Source organism: Streptomyces aureocirculatus (genome assembly GCF_000720475.1).
GTDB classification, from domain to species: Bacteria; Actinomycetota; Actinomycetes; order Streptomycetales; family Streptomycetaceae; genus Streptomyces; species Streptomyces aureocirculatus.
In genome coordinates, this window is record NZ_JOAP01000005.1 from 185,021 (window position 1) to 198,879 (window position 13,859).

12 protein-coding genes are annotated in these 13,859 nt (G+C 68.7%); 10 read left to right on the forward strand and 2 right to left on the reverse strand.

What is annotated here, in order from left to right:
• Window positions 1-60 precede the first annotated feature (60 nt).
• Both IG78_RS0106070 and IG78_RS0106075 read left to right on the forward strand, forming a co-directional pair.
• The gene (locus IG78_RS0106070) at window positions 61-963 is read left to right on the forward strand and encodes a tRNA (adenine-N1)-methyltransferase (protein WP_030560265.1); all 903 of its coding nucleotides are present in this window, start codon (window positions 61-63) and stop codon (window positions 961-963) included.
• Window positions 964-1,108: 145 nt separating this feature from the next.
• Window positions 1,109-1,693, forward strand: a complete 585-nt coding sequence (locus IG78_RS0106075) for a hypothetical protein (RefSeq protein WP_030560266.1) — start codon at window positions 1,109-1,111, stop codon at window positions 1,691-1,693.
• A gap of 148 nt (window positions 1,694-1,841) precedes the next feature.
• On the opposite strand, the gene IG78_RS0106080 is transcribed toward IG78_RS0106075, so the two are convergent.
• Entirely contained in the window at window positions 1,842-2,156 is a 315-nt protein-coding gene (locus IG78_RS0106080) for a ferredoxin (RefSeq protein WP_030560268.1), read from the reverse strand.
• Window positions 2,157-2,410: 254 nt separating this feature from the next.
• Between IG78_RS0106080 and arc the strand changes: the two genes are divergently transcribed.
• The 5 genes from arc (at window position 2,411) to prcA (ending at window position 8,247) form a co-directional block, all read left to right on the forward strand.
• Window positions 2,411-4,177, forward strand: a complete 1,767-nt coding sequence (gene arc, locus IG78_RS0106085) for a proteasome ATPase (protein ID WP_030560269.1) — start codon at window positions 2,411-2,413, stop codon at window positions 4,175-4,177.
• 259 nt (window positions 4,178-4,436) lie between these two features.
• On the forward strand, window positions 4,437-5,948 hold the full coding sequence (gene dop / locus IG78_RS0106090; RefSeq protein ID WP_347400150.1) for a depupylase/deamidase Dop: 1,512 nt from the start codon (window positions 4,437-4,439) through the stop codon (window positions 5,946-5,948).
• 132 nt (window positions 5,949-6,080) lie between these two features.
• Entirely contained in the window at window positions 6,081-6,299 is a 219-nt protein-coding gene (locus IG78_RS0106095) for a ubiquitin-like protein Pup (protein ID WP_030560272.1), read from the forward strand.
• A gap of 184 nt (window positions 6,300-6,483) precedes the next feature.
• Complete coding sequence (prcB, locus tag IG78_RS0106100) at window positions 6,484-7,329, forward strand: proteasome subunit beta (protein ID WP_030560273.1); 846 nt, start codon at window positions 6,484-6,486, stop codon at window positions 7,327-7,329.
• Between the two features lie 48 nt (window positions 7,330-7,377).
• A complete protein-coding gene (prcA, locus tag IG78_RS0106105) occupies window positions 7,378-8,247 on the forward strand; it encodes a proteasome subunit alpha (RefSeq protein ID WP_030560275.1) in 870 nt (289 codons plus the stop codon).
• Window positions 8,248-8,301: 54 nt separating this feature from the next.
• On the opposite strand, the gene IG78_RS0106110 is transcribed toward prcA, so the two are convergent.
• On the reverse strand, window positions 8,302-9,336 hold the full coding sequence (locus IG78_RS0106110) for a LacI family DNA-binding transcriptional regulator (protein WP_030560276.1): 1,035 nt from the start codon (window positions 9,334-9,336) through the stop codon (window positions 8,302-8,304).
• Between the two features lie 688 nt (window positions 9,337-10,024).
• Between IG78_RS0106110 and IG78_RS0106115 the strand changes: the two genes are divergently transcribed.
• From IG78_RS0106115 to IG78_RS0106125, 3 genes are all read left to right on the forward strand, one after another.
• A complete protein-coding gene (locus IG78_RS0106115; RefSeq protein ID WP_030560278.1) occupies window positions 10,025-11,284 on the forward strand; it encodes an MFS transporter in 1,260 nt (419 codons plus the stop codon).
• A gap of 9 nt (window positions 11,285-11,293) precedes the next feature.
• Window positions 11,294-12,655, forward strand: a complete 1,362-nt coding sequence (gene pafA, locus IG78_RS0106120; protein ID WP_030560279.1) for a Pup--protein ligase — start codon at window positions 11,294-11,296, stop codon at window positions 12,653-12,655.
• Between the two features lie 183 nt (window positions 12,656-12,838).
• Entirely contained in the window at window positions 12,839-13,840 is a 1,002-nt protein-coding gene (locus tag IG78_RS0106125) for an FKBP-type peptidyl-prolyl cis-trans isomerase (protein WP_030560280.1), read from the forward strand.
• Window positions 13,841-13,859: the final 19 nt, after the last annotated feature.

A 13,859-nucleotide genomic window follows, 5' to 3' on the forward strand; every position in this document is an offset into this window, starting at 1 on the left:
GGCGGCCCCCGGCCGGCCTCGGTGGTCGGCGGGCCCTGTCGCGGCCGGTAGGCTGGTCACATGTCCGAACCGACCGGTGCCGCCCGCCGACGCGGGCCCTTCAAGGTCGGGGACCAGGTCCAGCTCACCGACCCCAAGGGACGCCACTACACGTTCACGCTCGAGGCCGGGAAGAACTTCCACACCCACAAGGGTTCCTTCCCGCACGACGAGCTGATCGGTGCTCCCGAGGGCAGTGTTGTCCGCACCACGGGGAACGTCGCCTACCTCGCGCTGCGCCCCCTGCTCCCCGACTACGTCCTGTCCATGCCCCGCGGCGCCGCCGTGGTCTACCCCAAGGACGCGGGGCAGATCCTGGCCTTCGCCGACATCTTCCCCGGCGCGCGCGTCGTGGAGGCGGGCGTGGGCTCCGGCTCGCTGAGCGCCTTCCTGCTGCGCGCCATCGGCGACCAGGGAATGCTGCACTCCTACGAGCGCCGCGAGGACTTCGCCGAGATCGCCCAGCAGAACGTGGAGCGCTACTTCGGCGGCCCCCACCCCGCCTGGCAGCTCACCGTCGGCGACCTCCAGGACAATCTGTCCGACACCGAGGTGGACCGCGTCATCCTCGACATGCTGGCGCCCTGGGAGTGCCTGGAGGCTGCCTCCAAGGCCCTCGTGCCCGGCGGCATCCTGTGCGCCTACGTCGCCACGACGACGCAGCTCGCCCGCACCGTCGAGTCGATCCGGGAGATCGGCGGCTTCAACGAGCCGACCGCCTGGGAGTCGATGATCCGCAACTGGCACATCGAGGGCCTGGCCGTCCGCCCGGACCACCGCATGATCGGCCACACCGGCTTCCTCCTCACCGCCCGCCGCCTCGCCGACGGCGTCGAGCCGCCCATGCGCCGCCGCCGCCCCGCCAAGGGCGCCTACGGCGAGGACTACACCGGACCGAACGCCGACGGCGGCAACCCCCGCTGATCGCCCGCACCGGGGCACGGTCCGCCGTCCCTGATGCCCGTACAACGCACCGGCGCTGCCGACGACCCCGGTGTTCCGCGGCGGTGTGAGGTGTGGCACCATGCCGCCAACCCCACCGGCACAGCCCTCACAGGAGACACTCCTCGTGCAGCAACCCGCCGTCCCGGAACTGGCCCACACGGTGGACCGGCCGTGGGCCTCGCGCCCGATCCACTGGCTGGCGACCGCCGCCGCGCTCGCCGCCGTCGTCGCGGCCTCCGGCTTCCTGCAGTCCGACCCGGCCACCGCCGCCCAGACCGGCTCCGAGCCGCAGTCCAGGAGCGCCCCGGCGCCCGCGCCCGCCCCGGCCGCCGCCGACCTCCCGCTCGTCTGTCCCACCAAGCCGGTCGTCGCCAAGAAGGCGAGCGGTGACCTCGACGGCGACGGCAGCCCCGAGACCGTGGTGTCCGCGCACTGCGAGGCGGGCTCCGGCACCCCGCCCGAAGCCCTGTACGTCATCACCCGCCCGCGCGCGGGCGAACCGCGCGTCGTGGCCACGCTTGTGGACACCAAGGACCAGCTCACGGTCAGTGACCTCGCGGTGCGCGGCGGCGCCGTGACCGCGACACTGCTCGGCTACTCCTCGCTCGACGTGCCCCGCTGCTGCCCCGACCGCCGCGACGAGGCCAAGTGGCAGTGGAAGAACGGCGCGTTCACCCGCTCGACACCCGCCGCGGCGGGCAGGGCCTGACGTACCGCGCGCCCCAGCCGCCCCACGCGCCGCCGCACCGCGGGACCCGTGGGCCCCGCGGGAACCCGCCGGACACCGAAGAGGGCCCGTGGATACCTTCGGACGGTAACCACGGACCCTCTTTTGCTCACGGAGCGAAATAATCAGGTCACTCTGCGTCCGGACCGTAGACCTCGACCCTGTCTGAAACTCGCCGTACGTGAATACAGTCACCCGGGCACTCCTTCGCGGAGTCGGTGACGTCACGGAGAAGCGGCAGCGGCACGGGCGTTGTCGCCCCTGGCGCCTGCAGCAGCTCGTCGTCGGCGCTCTTCACATACGCCAGTCCGTCGATGTCCAGCTCAAAGACCTCCGGCGCGTACTGGACGCAGATGCCGTCGCCCGTACACAGGTCTTGATCGATCCAGACCTCGAGCAGATCATGGCTCTCGCCCGCGGTCTGCGCCTCGTGCTGCACGGTCATCTCTCCTGCCGAAACTGCGTCGAGCAGGGCCGACTTTGCCGCAAGTCCGGCCAGCCCTGACGGGTGTTGAACAGTTCGACCCTACAACCGGCGGCTTTCCGATGTTGTTGGGTGGGTATTCCCCTGGCGTGAGGGAGAGCGCAAGGGTGAAGATCGGACACACCCCCACCGTCTTTGTGATCTAGGGGTTTCAATCAGCACCCACCCAGGTAGGGTCAGGAAGCGTCCAGCTCCCCTTGGAGGAGGTGAGGACCGTGGCAGCCCACGACGACGACATCAACCGCGGCATCCGGCCGGGGCGAGGGTCTGAGGACCCAGCCGGTCAGGTTGCCTATCTCGAGCAGGAAATCGCCGTCCTGCGACGCAAGCTCGCCGACTCTCCGCGGCACACGAGGATTCTCGAAGAGCGGATCGTCGAGCTGCAGACCAACCTGGCGGGCGTATCCGCACAGAACGAACGACTTGCGAACACGCTCCGCGAGGCCCGCGATCAAATCGTGGCCCTCAAGGAAGAAGTCGACCGGCTCGCACAGCCGCCGGCCGGCTTCGGGGTCTTCCTCTTGGCGAACGAGGACGGCACCGCCGACATCTTCACCGGCGGCCGCAAGCTCCGCGTGAACGTCAGCCCGAGCGTCGAACTCGACGAGCTCAGGCGCGGCCAGGAAGTCATGCTCAACGAAGCGCTCAACGTGGTCGAGGCCATGGAGTACGAGCGAGTCGGAGACATCGTCACCCTCAAGGAGATCCTTGAGGACGGCGAACGAGCCCTGGTGCTCGGGCACACCGACGAGGAACGGGTGGTGAGGCTCGCCGAGCCGCTCCTGGACGTCACCATCCGCGCCGGCGACGCCCTCCTGCTCGAACCCCGCTCCGGCTACGTCTACGAGGTCGTACCGAAGAGCGAAGTGGAGGAACTGGTCCTCGAAGAGGTCCCGGACATCAGTTATGAAAAGATCGGCGGCCTCGGCGGCCAGATCGAGATGATCCGTGACGCGGTCGAGCTCCCGTATCTCCACCCCGATCTCTTCAAGGAGCACGAACTGCGGCCGCCGAAGGGCGTCCTGCTCTACGGCCCGCCGGGTTGCGGCAAGACGCTCATCGCCAAGGCCGTGGCCAATTCGCTCGCCAAGAAGGTCGCCGAGGTCACCGGACAGCCCGCGGGGAAGAGCTTCTTCCTCAACATCAAGGGCCCCGAGCTCCTCAACAAGTACGTCGGCGAGACCGAGCGCCACATCCGCCTGGTCTTCCAGCGCGCACGCGAGAAGGCGAGTGAGGGCACCCCCGTCATCGTCTTCTTCGACGAGATGGAATCCCTCTTCCGCACCCGCGGCAGCGGCGTCAGCTCGGACGTGGAGAACACCATCGTCCCGCAGCTTCTCGCCGAGATCGACGGTGTGGAGGGCCTGGAGAACGTCATCGTCATCGGCGCCTCCAACCGTGAGGACATGATCGATCCGGCCATTCTGCGGCCCGGACGCCTCGATGTGAAGATCAAGATCGAGCGCCCGGACGCCGAGGCGGCCAAGGACATTTTCGCCAAGTACCTCACGCAGCGCCTGCCGCTGCACTCCGACGACCTCGCCGAGCACGGCAGCGACAGGGCCGCAACGGTGCACGGCATGATCCAGTCGGTCGTCGAGCAGATGTACGCCGAATCCGAGGAGAACCGCTTCCTCGAGGTGACGTACGCCAACGGCGACAAGGAAGTCCTGTACTTCAAGGACTTCAACTCCGGCGCCATGATCGAGAACATCGTCGGCCGCGCCAAGAAGATGGCCATCAAGGCCTTCCTCGAACAGAACCAGAAGGGCCTCAGGGTCGCTCACCTCCTCCAGGCTTGCATCGACGAGTTCAAGGAGAACGAGGACCTGCCCAACACCACCAACCCGGACGACTGGGCCCGTATCTCCGGCAAGAAGGGCGAACGGATCGTGTACATCCGCACGCTCGTCACCGGAAAGCAGGGCGCCGACACCGGACGCTCCATCGACACGGTGGCCAACACCGGTCAGTACCTGTAGGCGAGCGGGCGGCTGCGGGTGCCCACCTCGGGTACCCGCAGCCGACTGTTTTCCGCCGGTCGCGGGCGCCTCGCAGCCGCGTCATCGACCCAGCGAGAGCAAAGCAGGAAATGATCTCCCCACCAGCGCAGAGGCGTTCTAGGCTCTTCCGTACCGCCGAGTCGCGCAGTGCGGGGACGGGCACCGCACACGCACCGGAGAACCAGCGGTACTTGAGCGGCGCCCCCGACCGAGGACGCCGCCGGGCAAGGAGGGCCGCATGACCGTACGGCGAGTAATGGGCATCGAGACGGAGTACGGCATCTCCGTCCCCGGCCACCCCAACGCCAATGCCATGCTCACCTCGTCCCAGATCGTCAACGCCTACGCAGCGGCGATGCACCGGGCGCGACGTGCCCGCTGGGACTTCGAGGAGGAGAATCCGCTACGGGACGCGCGGGGCTTCGACCTCGCCCGCGAAGCCGCCGACTCCAGCCAGCTCACGGATGAGGACATCGGCCTCGCCAACGTGATCCTCACCAACGGGGCGCGTCTCTACGTGGACCACGCGCACCCCGAGTACAGCGCGCCGGAGGTCACCAACCCCCGCGACGCCGTCCTGTGGGACAAGGCCGGCGAGCGGATCATGGCGGAGGCGGCGGAACGCGCCGCGGCGCTCCCCGGCGCCCAGCCCATCCACCTCTACAAGAACAACACCGACAACAAGGGCGCCTCCTACGGCACGCACGAGAACTATCTGATGAAGCGGGAGACCCCCTTCTCGGACATCGTGCGCCATCTCACGCCCTTCTTCGTCTCCCGCCAGGTCTTCACCGGCGCAGGCCGTGTCGGCGTCGGCCAGGACGGCCACGAGCACGGCTTCCAGCTCAGCCAACGGGCCGATTACTTCGAGGTCGAGGTCGGTCTGGAGACCACCCTCAAGCGGCCCATCATCAACACCCGCGACGAGCCCCACGCCGACGCCGAGAAGTACCGCCGTCTGCACGTGATCATCGGCGACGCGAACCTCTCGGAGATCTCCACCTATCTGAAGCTCGGCACCACCTCCCTGGTCCTTTCCATGATCGAGGACGGCTTCATCGCGGTGGACCTGGCCGTGGACCAGCCCGTACGCACCCTCCACCAGATCTCGCACGACCCGAGCCTGCAGCACCTGGTCACGCTGCGCAGCGGTCGTACGCTCACCGCCGTACAACTCCAGATGGAGTACTTCGAGCTGGCCCGCAAGTACGTCGAGGAGCGGTACGGCGCGGACGCGGACGACCAGACCAAGGACGTCCTCACGCGCTGGGAAGACGTCCTGAACCGGCTCGAGAACAACCCGATGAGCCTCTCCGGAGAGCTGGACTGGGTCGCCAAGCGGGAGCTCATGGAGGGCTACCGCCGCCGTGACAGCCTCGACTGGGACGCGGCGCGCCTGCACCTGGTCGACCTGCAGTACGCGGACGTACGCCCCGACAAGGGCCTCTACAACCGCCTCGCGGCCCGCGGCAAGATGAAGCGCCTGCTCGACGAGAGCGAGGTCGAGCGGGCCCGCAGCAAGCCTCCCGAGGACACCCGCGCCTACTTCCGGGGCCGATGCCTCGAGCAGTACGCCGACGACGTGGCGGCGGCCTCCTGGGACTCGGTGATCTTCGATCTGCCGGGGCGGGACTCGTTGCAGCGCGTACCTACCCTCGAGCCGCTACGCGGAACGCGTAATCACGTCAAGGAGCTGCTCGACCGCTGTCGCACGGCAGAGGATCTGGTCAGGGTGCTCTCCGGCGGTTGAAAAGCGGCTGAAAGCACGGCGCCCGGGGAATCACAGAGGTGGGCCCCGCACGTTGCAGAAAGTGCGGGGCCGATGTCGGACCCGGATTGTAGGGTCTGATCAAGAAACGTCGAACCGAGCGGGGTGAGGTAGATGGCGACCAAGGACACCGGCGGCGGACAGCAGAAGGCAACGCGTTCCACCGAGGAGGTCGAGGAGCAGGCGCAGGACGCGCAGTCCTCGGAGGACCTCAAGGAACGCCAGGAGAAGCTGAGCGACGACGTGGACTCGGTGCTGGACGAGATCGACGACGTGCTTGAGGAGAACGCAGAGGACTTCGTCCGTTCCTTCGTGCAAAAGGGCGGCCAGTAGCCGGTCCGCCCTTCGATTCCAAGGCCGCATAGGTTTCGCCTCGCTCTGCACGCCGCGCACGGCGGCTGCGGGGCGGGCGAGTCGGCCTGTGACGTAGTGTGCTTCAACTGCAATTCGGCCACCGGCACGTTGGGAGCACATCCCGACCCGTCAGTCGGGCCATCAATTACCTGGAAGGAAACGCGTGGAAGCCAACACTCGTAGCACCGGGCGTCTACCGGCTGCCTTCCTGACGCCCGGTTCGTCGTCCTTCATGGACTTCCTCTCCGAGCACCAGCCGGAAATGCTGCCGGGAAAGCGGCAGTTGCCTCCGACGCAGGGCGTGGTCGAGGCGCCGCACGGCACGACCATCGTCGCGGCGACGTTCCCCGGAGGCGTGGTGCTCGCCGGTGACCGCAGGGCCACGATGGGCAATGTCATCGCGCAGCGCGACATCGAGAAGGTCTTCCCTGCCGACGAGTACTCCGCGGTGGGCATCGCCGGCACGGCGGGCCTGGCCGTGGAGATGGTCAAGCTCTTCCAGTTGGAGCTGGAGCACTTCGAGAAGGTCGAGGGGGCGACGCTCTCCCTCGAGGGCAAGGCCAACCGCCTGTCGACCATGATCCGGTCCAACCTGGGCATGGCGATGCAGGGCCTGGCGGTCGTGCCGCTCTTCGCGGGGTACGACATGGACCGCGGCAAGGGCCGCATCTTCTCGTACGACGTGACGGGCGGCCGCAGCGAGGAGCAGGGCTTCGCGGCGACGGGCTCCGGCTCGGTGTTCGCGCGCGGGGCGATGAAGAAGCTGTTCCGCGCCGACCTGACCGAGGAGCAGGCGACGACGCTCGTCGTGCAGGCGCTGTACGACGCGGCGGACGACGACTCGGCGACGGGTGGCCCGGATGTCGCCCGGCGCATCTATCCGATTGTGACGGTGATCTCCGAGGAGGGATTCCGGAGGCTGGCGGAGGAGGAGACCTCCGAGATCGCGCGCTCGATCCTGGCGCGCCGTCTTGAGCAGCCGGACGGCCCCAGGGCCGCGCTGCTCTGAGTGCCCCGTCGTTGTTGTGAATTTTTGACAGAAAGGGACGGATAGCCGGTGTCGACGCCGTTCTATGTCTCACCCCAGCAGGCCATGGCCGACCGGGCGGAATACGCCCGCAAGGGCATCGCCCGCGGTCGCAGTCTGGTCGTGCTGCAGTACGCCGATGGCATTGTGTTCGTCGGTGAGAACCCGTCCCGAGCGCTGCACAAGTTCAGCGAGATCTATGACCGCATCGGCTTCGCCGCGGCCGGCAAGTACAACGAGTACGAGAACCTCCGCATCGGCGGCGTCAGGTACGCCGACCTGCGCGGGTACACATACGACCGCGACGATGTGACGGCCCGCGGCCTGGCGAATGTGTACGCGCAGACGCTGGGCACGATTTTTTCCAGCAATGCCGAGAAGCCCTATGAGGTCGAGCTGGTCGTGGCGGAGGTCGGCGCGACCCCTGACGGCGACCAGATCTACCGGCTGCCGCACGACGGTTCGATCGTGGACGAGCACGGCTCGGTCGCGGTGGGTGGCAACGCCGAGCAGATCAGCACCTATCTCGATCAGCGCCACCAGGACGGCATGACCCTCGCCGAGGCGCTGAAGCTCGCGGTGCAGGCGCTCTCGCGGGACACCAACGGCAGCGAGCGGGAGATCCCCGGCGAGCGCCTGGAGGTGGCAGTCCTCGACCGTACGAGGCCGCAGCAGCGCAAGTTCAAGCGGATCGTGGGCCGCCAGTTGGAGCGGCTGATCGGCGGGGACGGATCCGGCGACGCGTCGGCGGACTCGGACTCCGAGGACGAGTCCGAGTCCGAGTCCGAGTCGAGCACGGACACGACGGACACGACGGACTCGACCAAGCCGTCTGGTTCAAAGGATTCGAAGGGTTCGAAGGGTTCGAAGGGTTCGACAGATCCGTCCGAGGAGTCGTAGCCACGTAGCCCCATAGCTGCGTACATCTGAAGGAAGGGCCCCGTGCCCCGGCGTTCAGCGTCGGGGTGCGGGGCCCTGTGCCGTGGAGCCGCGGACGACCAGGCGCACCGGCAGCGGCTGGGGTTCGAGGGTGCGGCCGTCGAGGACGGCGATGAGCGTGTCCATGCCCTGCTCGCCGAAGCGTTCGGCGGGCAGGGACACGGTGGTGAGCTCGGGTTCGACGGCGGTGGCGAGGGTGAGGTCGTCGAAGCCGGTGACGCTGAGGTCGTCCGGCACATGCAGACCGAGGCGGCGCGCGGCCTTGCAGGCGCCCGCGGCGAGCACGTCGTCGTCACAGATGACGGCGGTGGGCCGGGTGCCGGAGGCCGTCAGGGCGGCCTCCGTGGCGGTGCGGGCGGCGTCGACGGCGAGGGCGGACCTGGCGGGTGCCACGGTCGCGCCGGTGCCGTGCAGCACGCTCCGCAGGGCGTCGCGGCGGACGTCGAACGTCCAGGAGTTGATGTCCGCGGCGAGATGCAGGAAGTCGCGGTGGCCGAGTGCGAGCAGGTGCTCGGCGGCCAGGCGCATGCCCTGGGCGATGTCGAGGTTGACGGTGGCGGCCCCGAGGCTGTGGGCGGGGTCGCTGTCGAGCATGACGAGGGGGAGTTCGTCGCCGCGGATGGTGGCGAGGGCCTCGGAGGCCATGGAGGAGGCGAGAACGCCGTCGAGGGAGGCGCGCGCCGAGTCGAAGGGGTCGCGGGCCGGGGCGGTGACGTCCGGCGCGGGGTAGAGGACGACGCCGAAGCCGTGCCGGGCGGCGACCCGGGCCGCGCCGGTGTGCACGCGGGCGAAGAACTCGTTGGTGAGCGCGGGCACGACGAGCAGGGCGGTGCGGGTGCGGCCGAGCCGCAGGTTGCGGGCGGCCAGATTGGGGCGGTAACCGAGGTCCCGCGCGGCGGCACGGACACGCTCGGCGGTCCGCTCGGCCACCCGGCCCTGCCACTTGTCGCCGAGCACGAGGGAGACGGTGGCCTGGGACACGCCCGCGGCGCGGGCGACGTCGCGGCTGGTGGGGCGGGGGGCCGCGGTGTCGTGCCGGGATCCGGCCACGAGACGCCTCCTGGTCGCTGTGGGCCCCGGGCGGGCCGGGGCGATGCTGTGTGCTGTGCGGTGCTGTGTGCCGTGCGGCGCTTTGTGCCTGCGGCGCTGTGTTGTGCGGTGCTGGGCCGTACGGCGCTGTGGGTGCGTGCTCTGTGCCGCGCGGTGCTGTGCCATACGGCGCGCGTGTTGTGCGGTGCCGTGTGGCGCTGTGCCATGCGGCACCTGTGTTGTGCGGTGCTTCGTGTCGTGCGGTGCTGTGTCGTACGGCGTATGTCGTGCCGTGCGGCGCTGTGCCATGCGGCCCCTGTGTTGTGCGGTGCTCTGTGCCGCGCGGTGCTGTGTCATACCGCGCTGAGTTGTGCCGTACGGCGCTACGTGTGCGGTGCTCTGTGTCTGTCGTGCGGTGCCGTGCCACGGCGCTGGTCGTGCCGTGCGGCGCTGTGTGTGCGGTGCCATGCCACACGGCACCGTGCCACATGGCACACGGCACCGTGCCACGCGGCACCGCGCCGTGCGATGCCATGCAGTGTGCTGCGTCCCGGCCTCGCCGCGCACCGCGGCGGTGCCGCGCGGCGCGCCGCGGTGCGTGTGCGGTCGGTGGACTGGTGGACAGCGCACATGGTACGTATGACCCGCGAAGTTATACGTACAACGTGAGGCGCTGCGGCGCGCGGGCGGGGCGAGAAGAGGCTCACTGATGGCTTCCGGATACGGCGAGATCCTGCGGGCGCGGTACGCCACGCGCCTCCTCGCGGGCACCCTCGTGGGCCGTCTTCCGAACGCGACGGCGGCGATCGGCATCGTGCTGTTCGTCCGCGCGGAGGGCGGCTCCTACAGCTTGACCGGCGCGCTCGCGGCGGTGTACGGGGTGGCGAACGCGATCGGTCAGCCACTGCTCGGCCGCCTCGTCGACCTCTACGGCCAGCCCCGGGTGATGCTGCCGGCGGCGGTCGTCTCGGCGCTCGGCATGACGGCGTTCGCGTGCACAGGACCCGACACCCCGGGCGTCGCCTACGGAGCGATGGTGGTGGCCGGCCTGTTCACCCCGCCGCTGGAGGGCGGCCTCCGCGCGCTGTGGTCCGACGTGCTCCACAAGGAGGAGCAGGTCCACACGGCGTACGCGATGGACGCCGTGGCCCAGGAGGTCATGTTCACCGTCGGGCCACTGCTCGTGACGGGCCTGGTGTCGCTGTGGTCGGCCCCGGCCGCGCTGCTCGTGGTGAACGCGATCGGTGTGCTCGGCGCGCTGTCCGTCGTGGCGTCGCGACCGTCGCGCGCGTGGCGTTCGGCGCCCCGCGAGGCGCACTGGCTCGGCGCGCTGCGCTCCCCGGGCCTGCTCGCGCTCCTCGGCGCGTTCCTGTTCGTCGGGACGGCCCTCGGCGCCATCACGGTGGCCGGTGTCTCGTACGCGGACGGGCACGGCGGCGACGCGGTGTACGGCTGGATGATGGCGGGCGTGGGGATCGGCGCGCTCATGGGCGGGACGGTCTACGGGGCGCGGCAGTGGAGCGGCGTGCCGGAGCGTCGCCTCATGGTGCTCGTCGCGCTGCTCGCGGTCTGCTACGTGCCGTTGGTGCTGACGCCGGGGGCGGTGGGCATGGTGACCCTGACGGTGCTCGCGGGGGTGTTCCTCGCACCGGCGCTCGCCTGTGCCTTCATCGTGGTCGACCGGCACGCTCCGCGCGGCACGGTGACGGAGGCGTTCTCCTGGTTCGTCACGACGTTCACGGTGGGCACCTCGGTGGGTACGGCGGCGGGCGGCCCCGTGGTCGAGTGGGGCGGCACGGCATGGGGGTTCGCCGTTCCGGGGCTCGCCGGTGGCGCCGCGCTGCTCGTGTTGGTGTGCACGGCGCGGGTGTTCGCGTCGGCGCAGGTCGACGCGGTCGTTGCGGCTTCATCGGAAAATGATCGAAACGGTGCTGCCGAACCCGGTTTCAGTGCGGGGCATCGGGCGTAATGTTCAGTCATGGACCGCCGCATTTTCGGGCTGGAGAACGAGTACGGCGTCACGTGCACGTTCAGGGGACAGCGCCGTCTGTCGCCTGACGAAGTGGCGCGCTACCTCTTCCGCCGTGTTGTGTCATGGGGCCGCAGCAGCAACGTCTTTCTGCGGAACGGCGCCCGCCTGTATCTCGACGTGGGCTCACACCCGGAATACGCGACCCCCGAGTGTGACAACGTGACCGAGCTGGTCACCCACGACAAGGCCGGCGAGCGCATTCTGGAAGGCCTGCTCGTCGACGCCGAACGCCGCCTGCACGAGGAGGGAATCGCGGGCGACGTCTACCTCTTCAAGAACAACACCGACTCGGCGGGAAACTCCTATGGTTGTCACGAGAACTATCTCGTGGCCCGGCACGGGGAGTTCTCGCGGCTCGCGGACATCCTCATTCCGTTCCTCGTCACCCGGCAGTTGCTGTGCGGTGCGGGCAAGGTGCTCCAGACCCCGCGTGGCGCGGTGTACTGCGTGAGCCAGCGCGCCGAGCACATCTGGGAGGGCGTCTCGTCCGCGACGACCCGTTCGCGGCCGATCATCAACACGCGTGACGAGCCGCACGCGGACGCCGAGCGCTATCGCCGACTGCATGTGATCGTCGGCGACTCGAACATGTCCGAGACGACCATGCTCCTGAAGGTGGGCGCGACCGATCTCGTCCTGCGGATGATCGAAGCGGGCACGGTGATGCGCGATCTGACGCTTGAGAACCCCATCCGGGCCATCCGCGAAGTCAGCCACGACATCACGGGCCGCCGCAAGGTCCGCCTCGCCAGCGGCCGCGAGGCCTCCGCCCTGGAGGTCCAGCGTGAGTACTACGAGAAGGCCGTGGACTTCGTCGACCGCCGCGGCATCCGCACCGGCACCGTGGAGCAGGTCCTCGAGCTCTGGGGCCGCACCCTCGAAGCCATCGAGACCGAGGATCTGGACCGTATCGCCACCGAGATCGACTGGGTGATGAAGTACAAGCTCATCGAGCGGTATCGCGCCAAGAACAATATGACGATGTCGCACCCGAGGGTCGCGCAGATAGACCTCGCGTACCACGACATCCACCGCCGCCGCGGTCTGTACTACCTCCTGGAGAAGAAGGGCCAAGCCGCTCGGATCTGCAACGACTTGAAGATCTTCGAGGGCAAGTCGGTGCCCCCGCAGACCACCCGGGCCCGGCTGCGCGGCGACTTCATCCGCCGTGCTCAGGAGCAGCGCAGGGACTTCACGGTGGACTGGGTGCACCTGAAGCTCAACGACCAGGCACAGCGCACGGTGTTGTGCAAGGACCCGTTCCGTTCCGTCGACGACCGGGTGGAGAAGCTCATCGCCGGAATGTGACCGGCGAAGCGCCGCCGGGGGACCGGCGGGACATCGCTGGACACCGGTTCGTGGCCACTGAGACGCCGGGGTGTTGTGGGAACGCAACGCGGGGCGCCGTACGTTCCTCGTACGGCGCCCTTCTCACTGCGTAGAGTTGCGCGCACGCCAACCCACAAGATCGATCGATACGAGGCCCCCACCGTGCGCCGACGCTCACTTCTTCTGGCCGTTCCGGCCGGCCTGCTGACCCTGGCCGGATGCGGCGACGACGACAAGTCCGACAAGTCGAAGGTCAAGGACAAGGACAGCCCGTCCCCGTCGAACTCCACGCCGCCGAAGGCGAAGGTCGTCGACGGTCCGGTGCCCGACGTGACCAAGGGCACCAAGTTCGGCGAGAAGCCGACCGTCGCCAAGGGCTCCGGCAAGCCGTCGTCCGACCTCGCGGTCAAGACCCTCATCGCGGGCAAGGGCGTCGAGGTCGCCAAGGGCGACTATCTGCAGGCCCACTACCTCGGCCAGATCTGGGACTCGGCCAAGGTCTTCGACAACTCCTACGACCGCAAGGCACCGACGATCTTCCCGATCGGCGTCGGCCAGGTCATCCCTGGCTGGGACCAGAGCCTGGTCGGCAAGAAGGTCGACAGCCGCGTCGAGCTCGCCATCCCCCCGGAGCTGGGGTACGGCAAGCAGGGCAACAAGCAGGCGGGCATCAAGGGCACGGACACCCTGGTGTTCGTCGTCGACATCGTGAACACGTACAGCACCAAGAGCTCCGCCAAGGGCAAGGAAGTCGCCCAGGACAACATGGACCTGCCGAAGGTCGGGACGAACACCGACGGCAAGGCCCCCAAGGTCGACGTGCCCAAGAAGGACGCCCCCAAGAAGGTCGTCGGGAGTTACGTCATCGAGGGCGACGGCGACGAGGTCAAGGCGAGCGACACGCTGCTCTGCCAGTACCGGGGCGTGCTCTGGGCCGACGGCAAGGACTTCGACTCCTCGTACAAGAGCGGCCAGCTCGCGCAGTTCTCCCTCGCGCAGGTCATTCCGGGCTGGCGGGAGGGCCTGACCGGCAAGAAGGTCGGCAGCCGCGTCCTGGTCGTGGTGCCGCCGAAGCAGGGCTATGGGGACAAGCCGCCGCAGGGCAGCTCCATCAAGAAGGACTCCACGCTGGTCTTCTCCGTGGACATCCTCGCCAAGATGTGATCACCCCCGGGGGTGGATG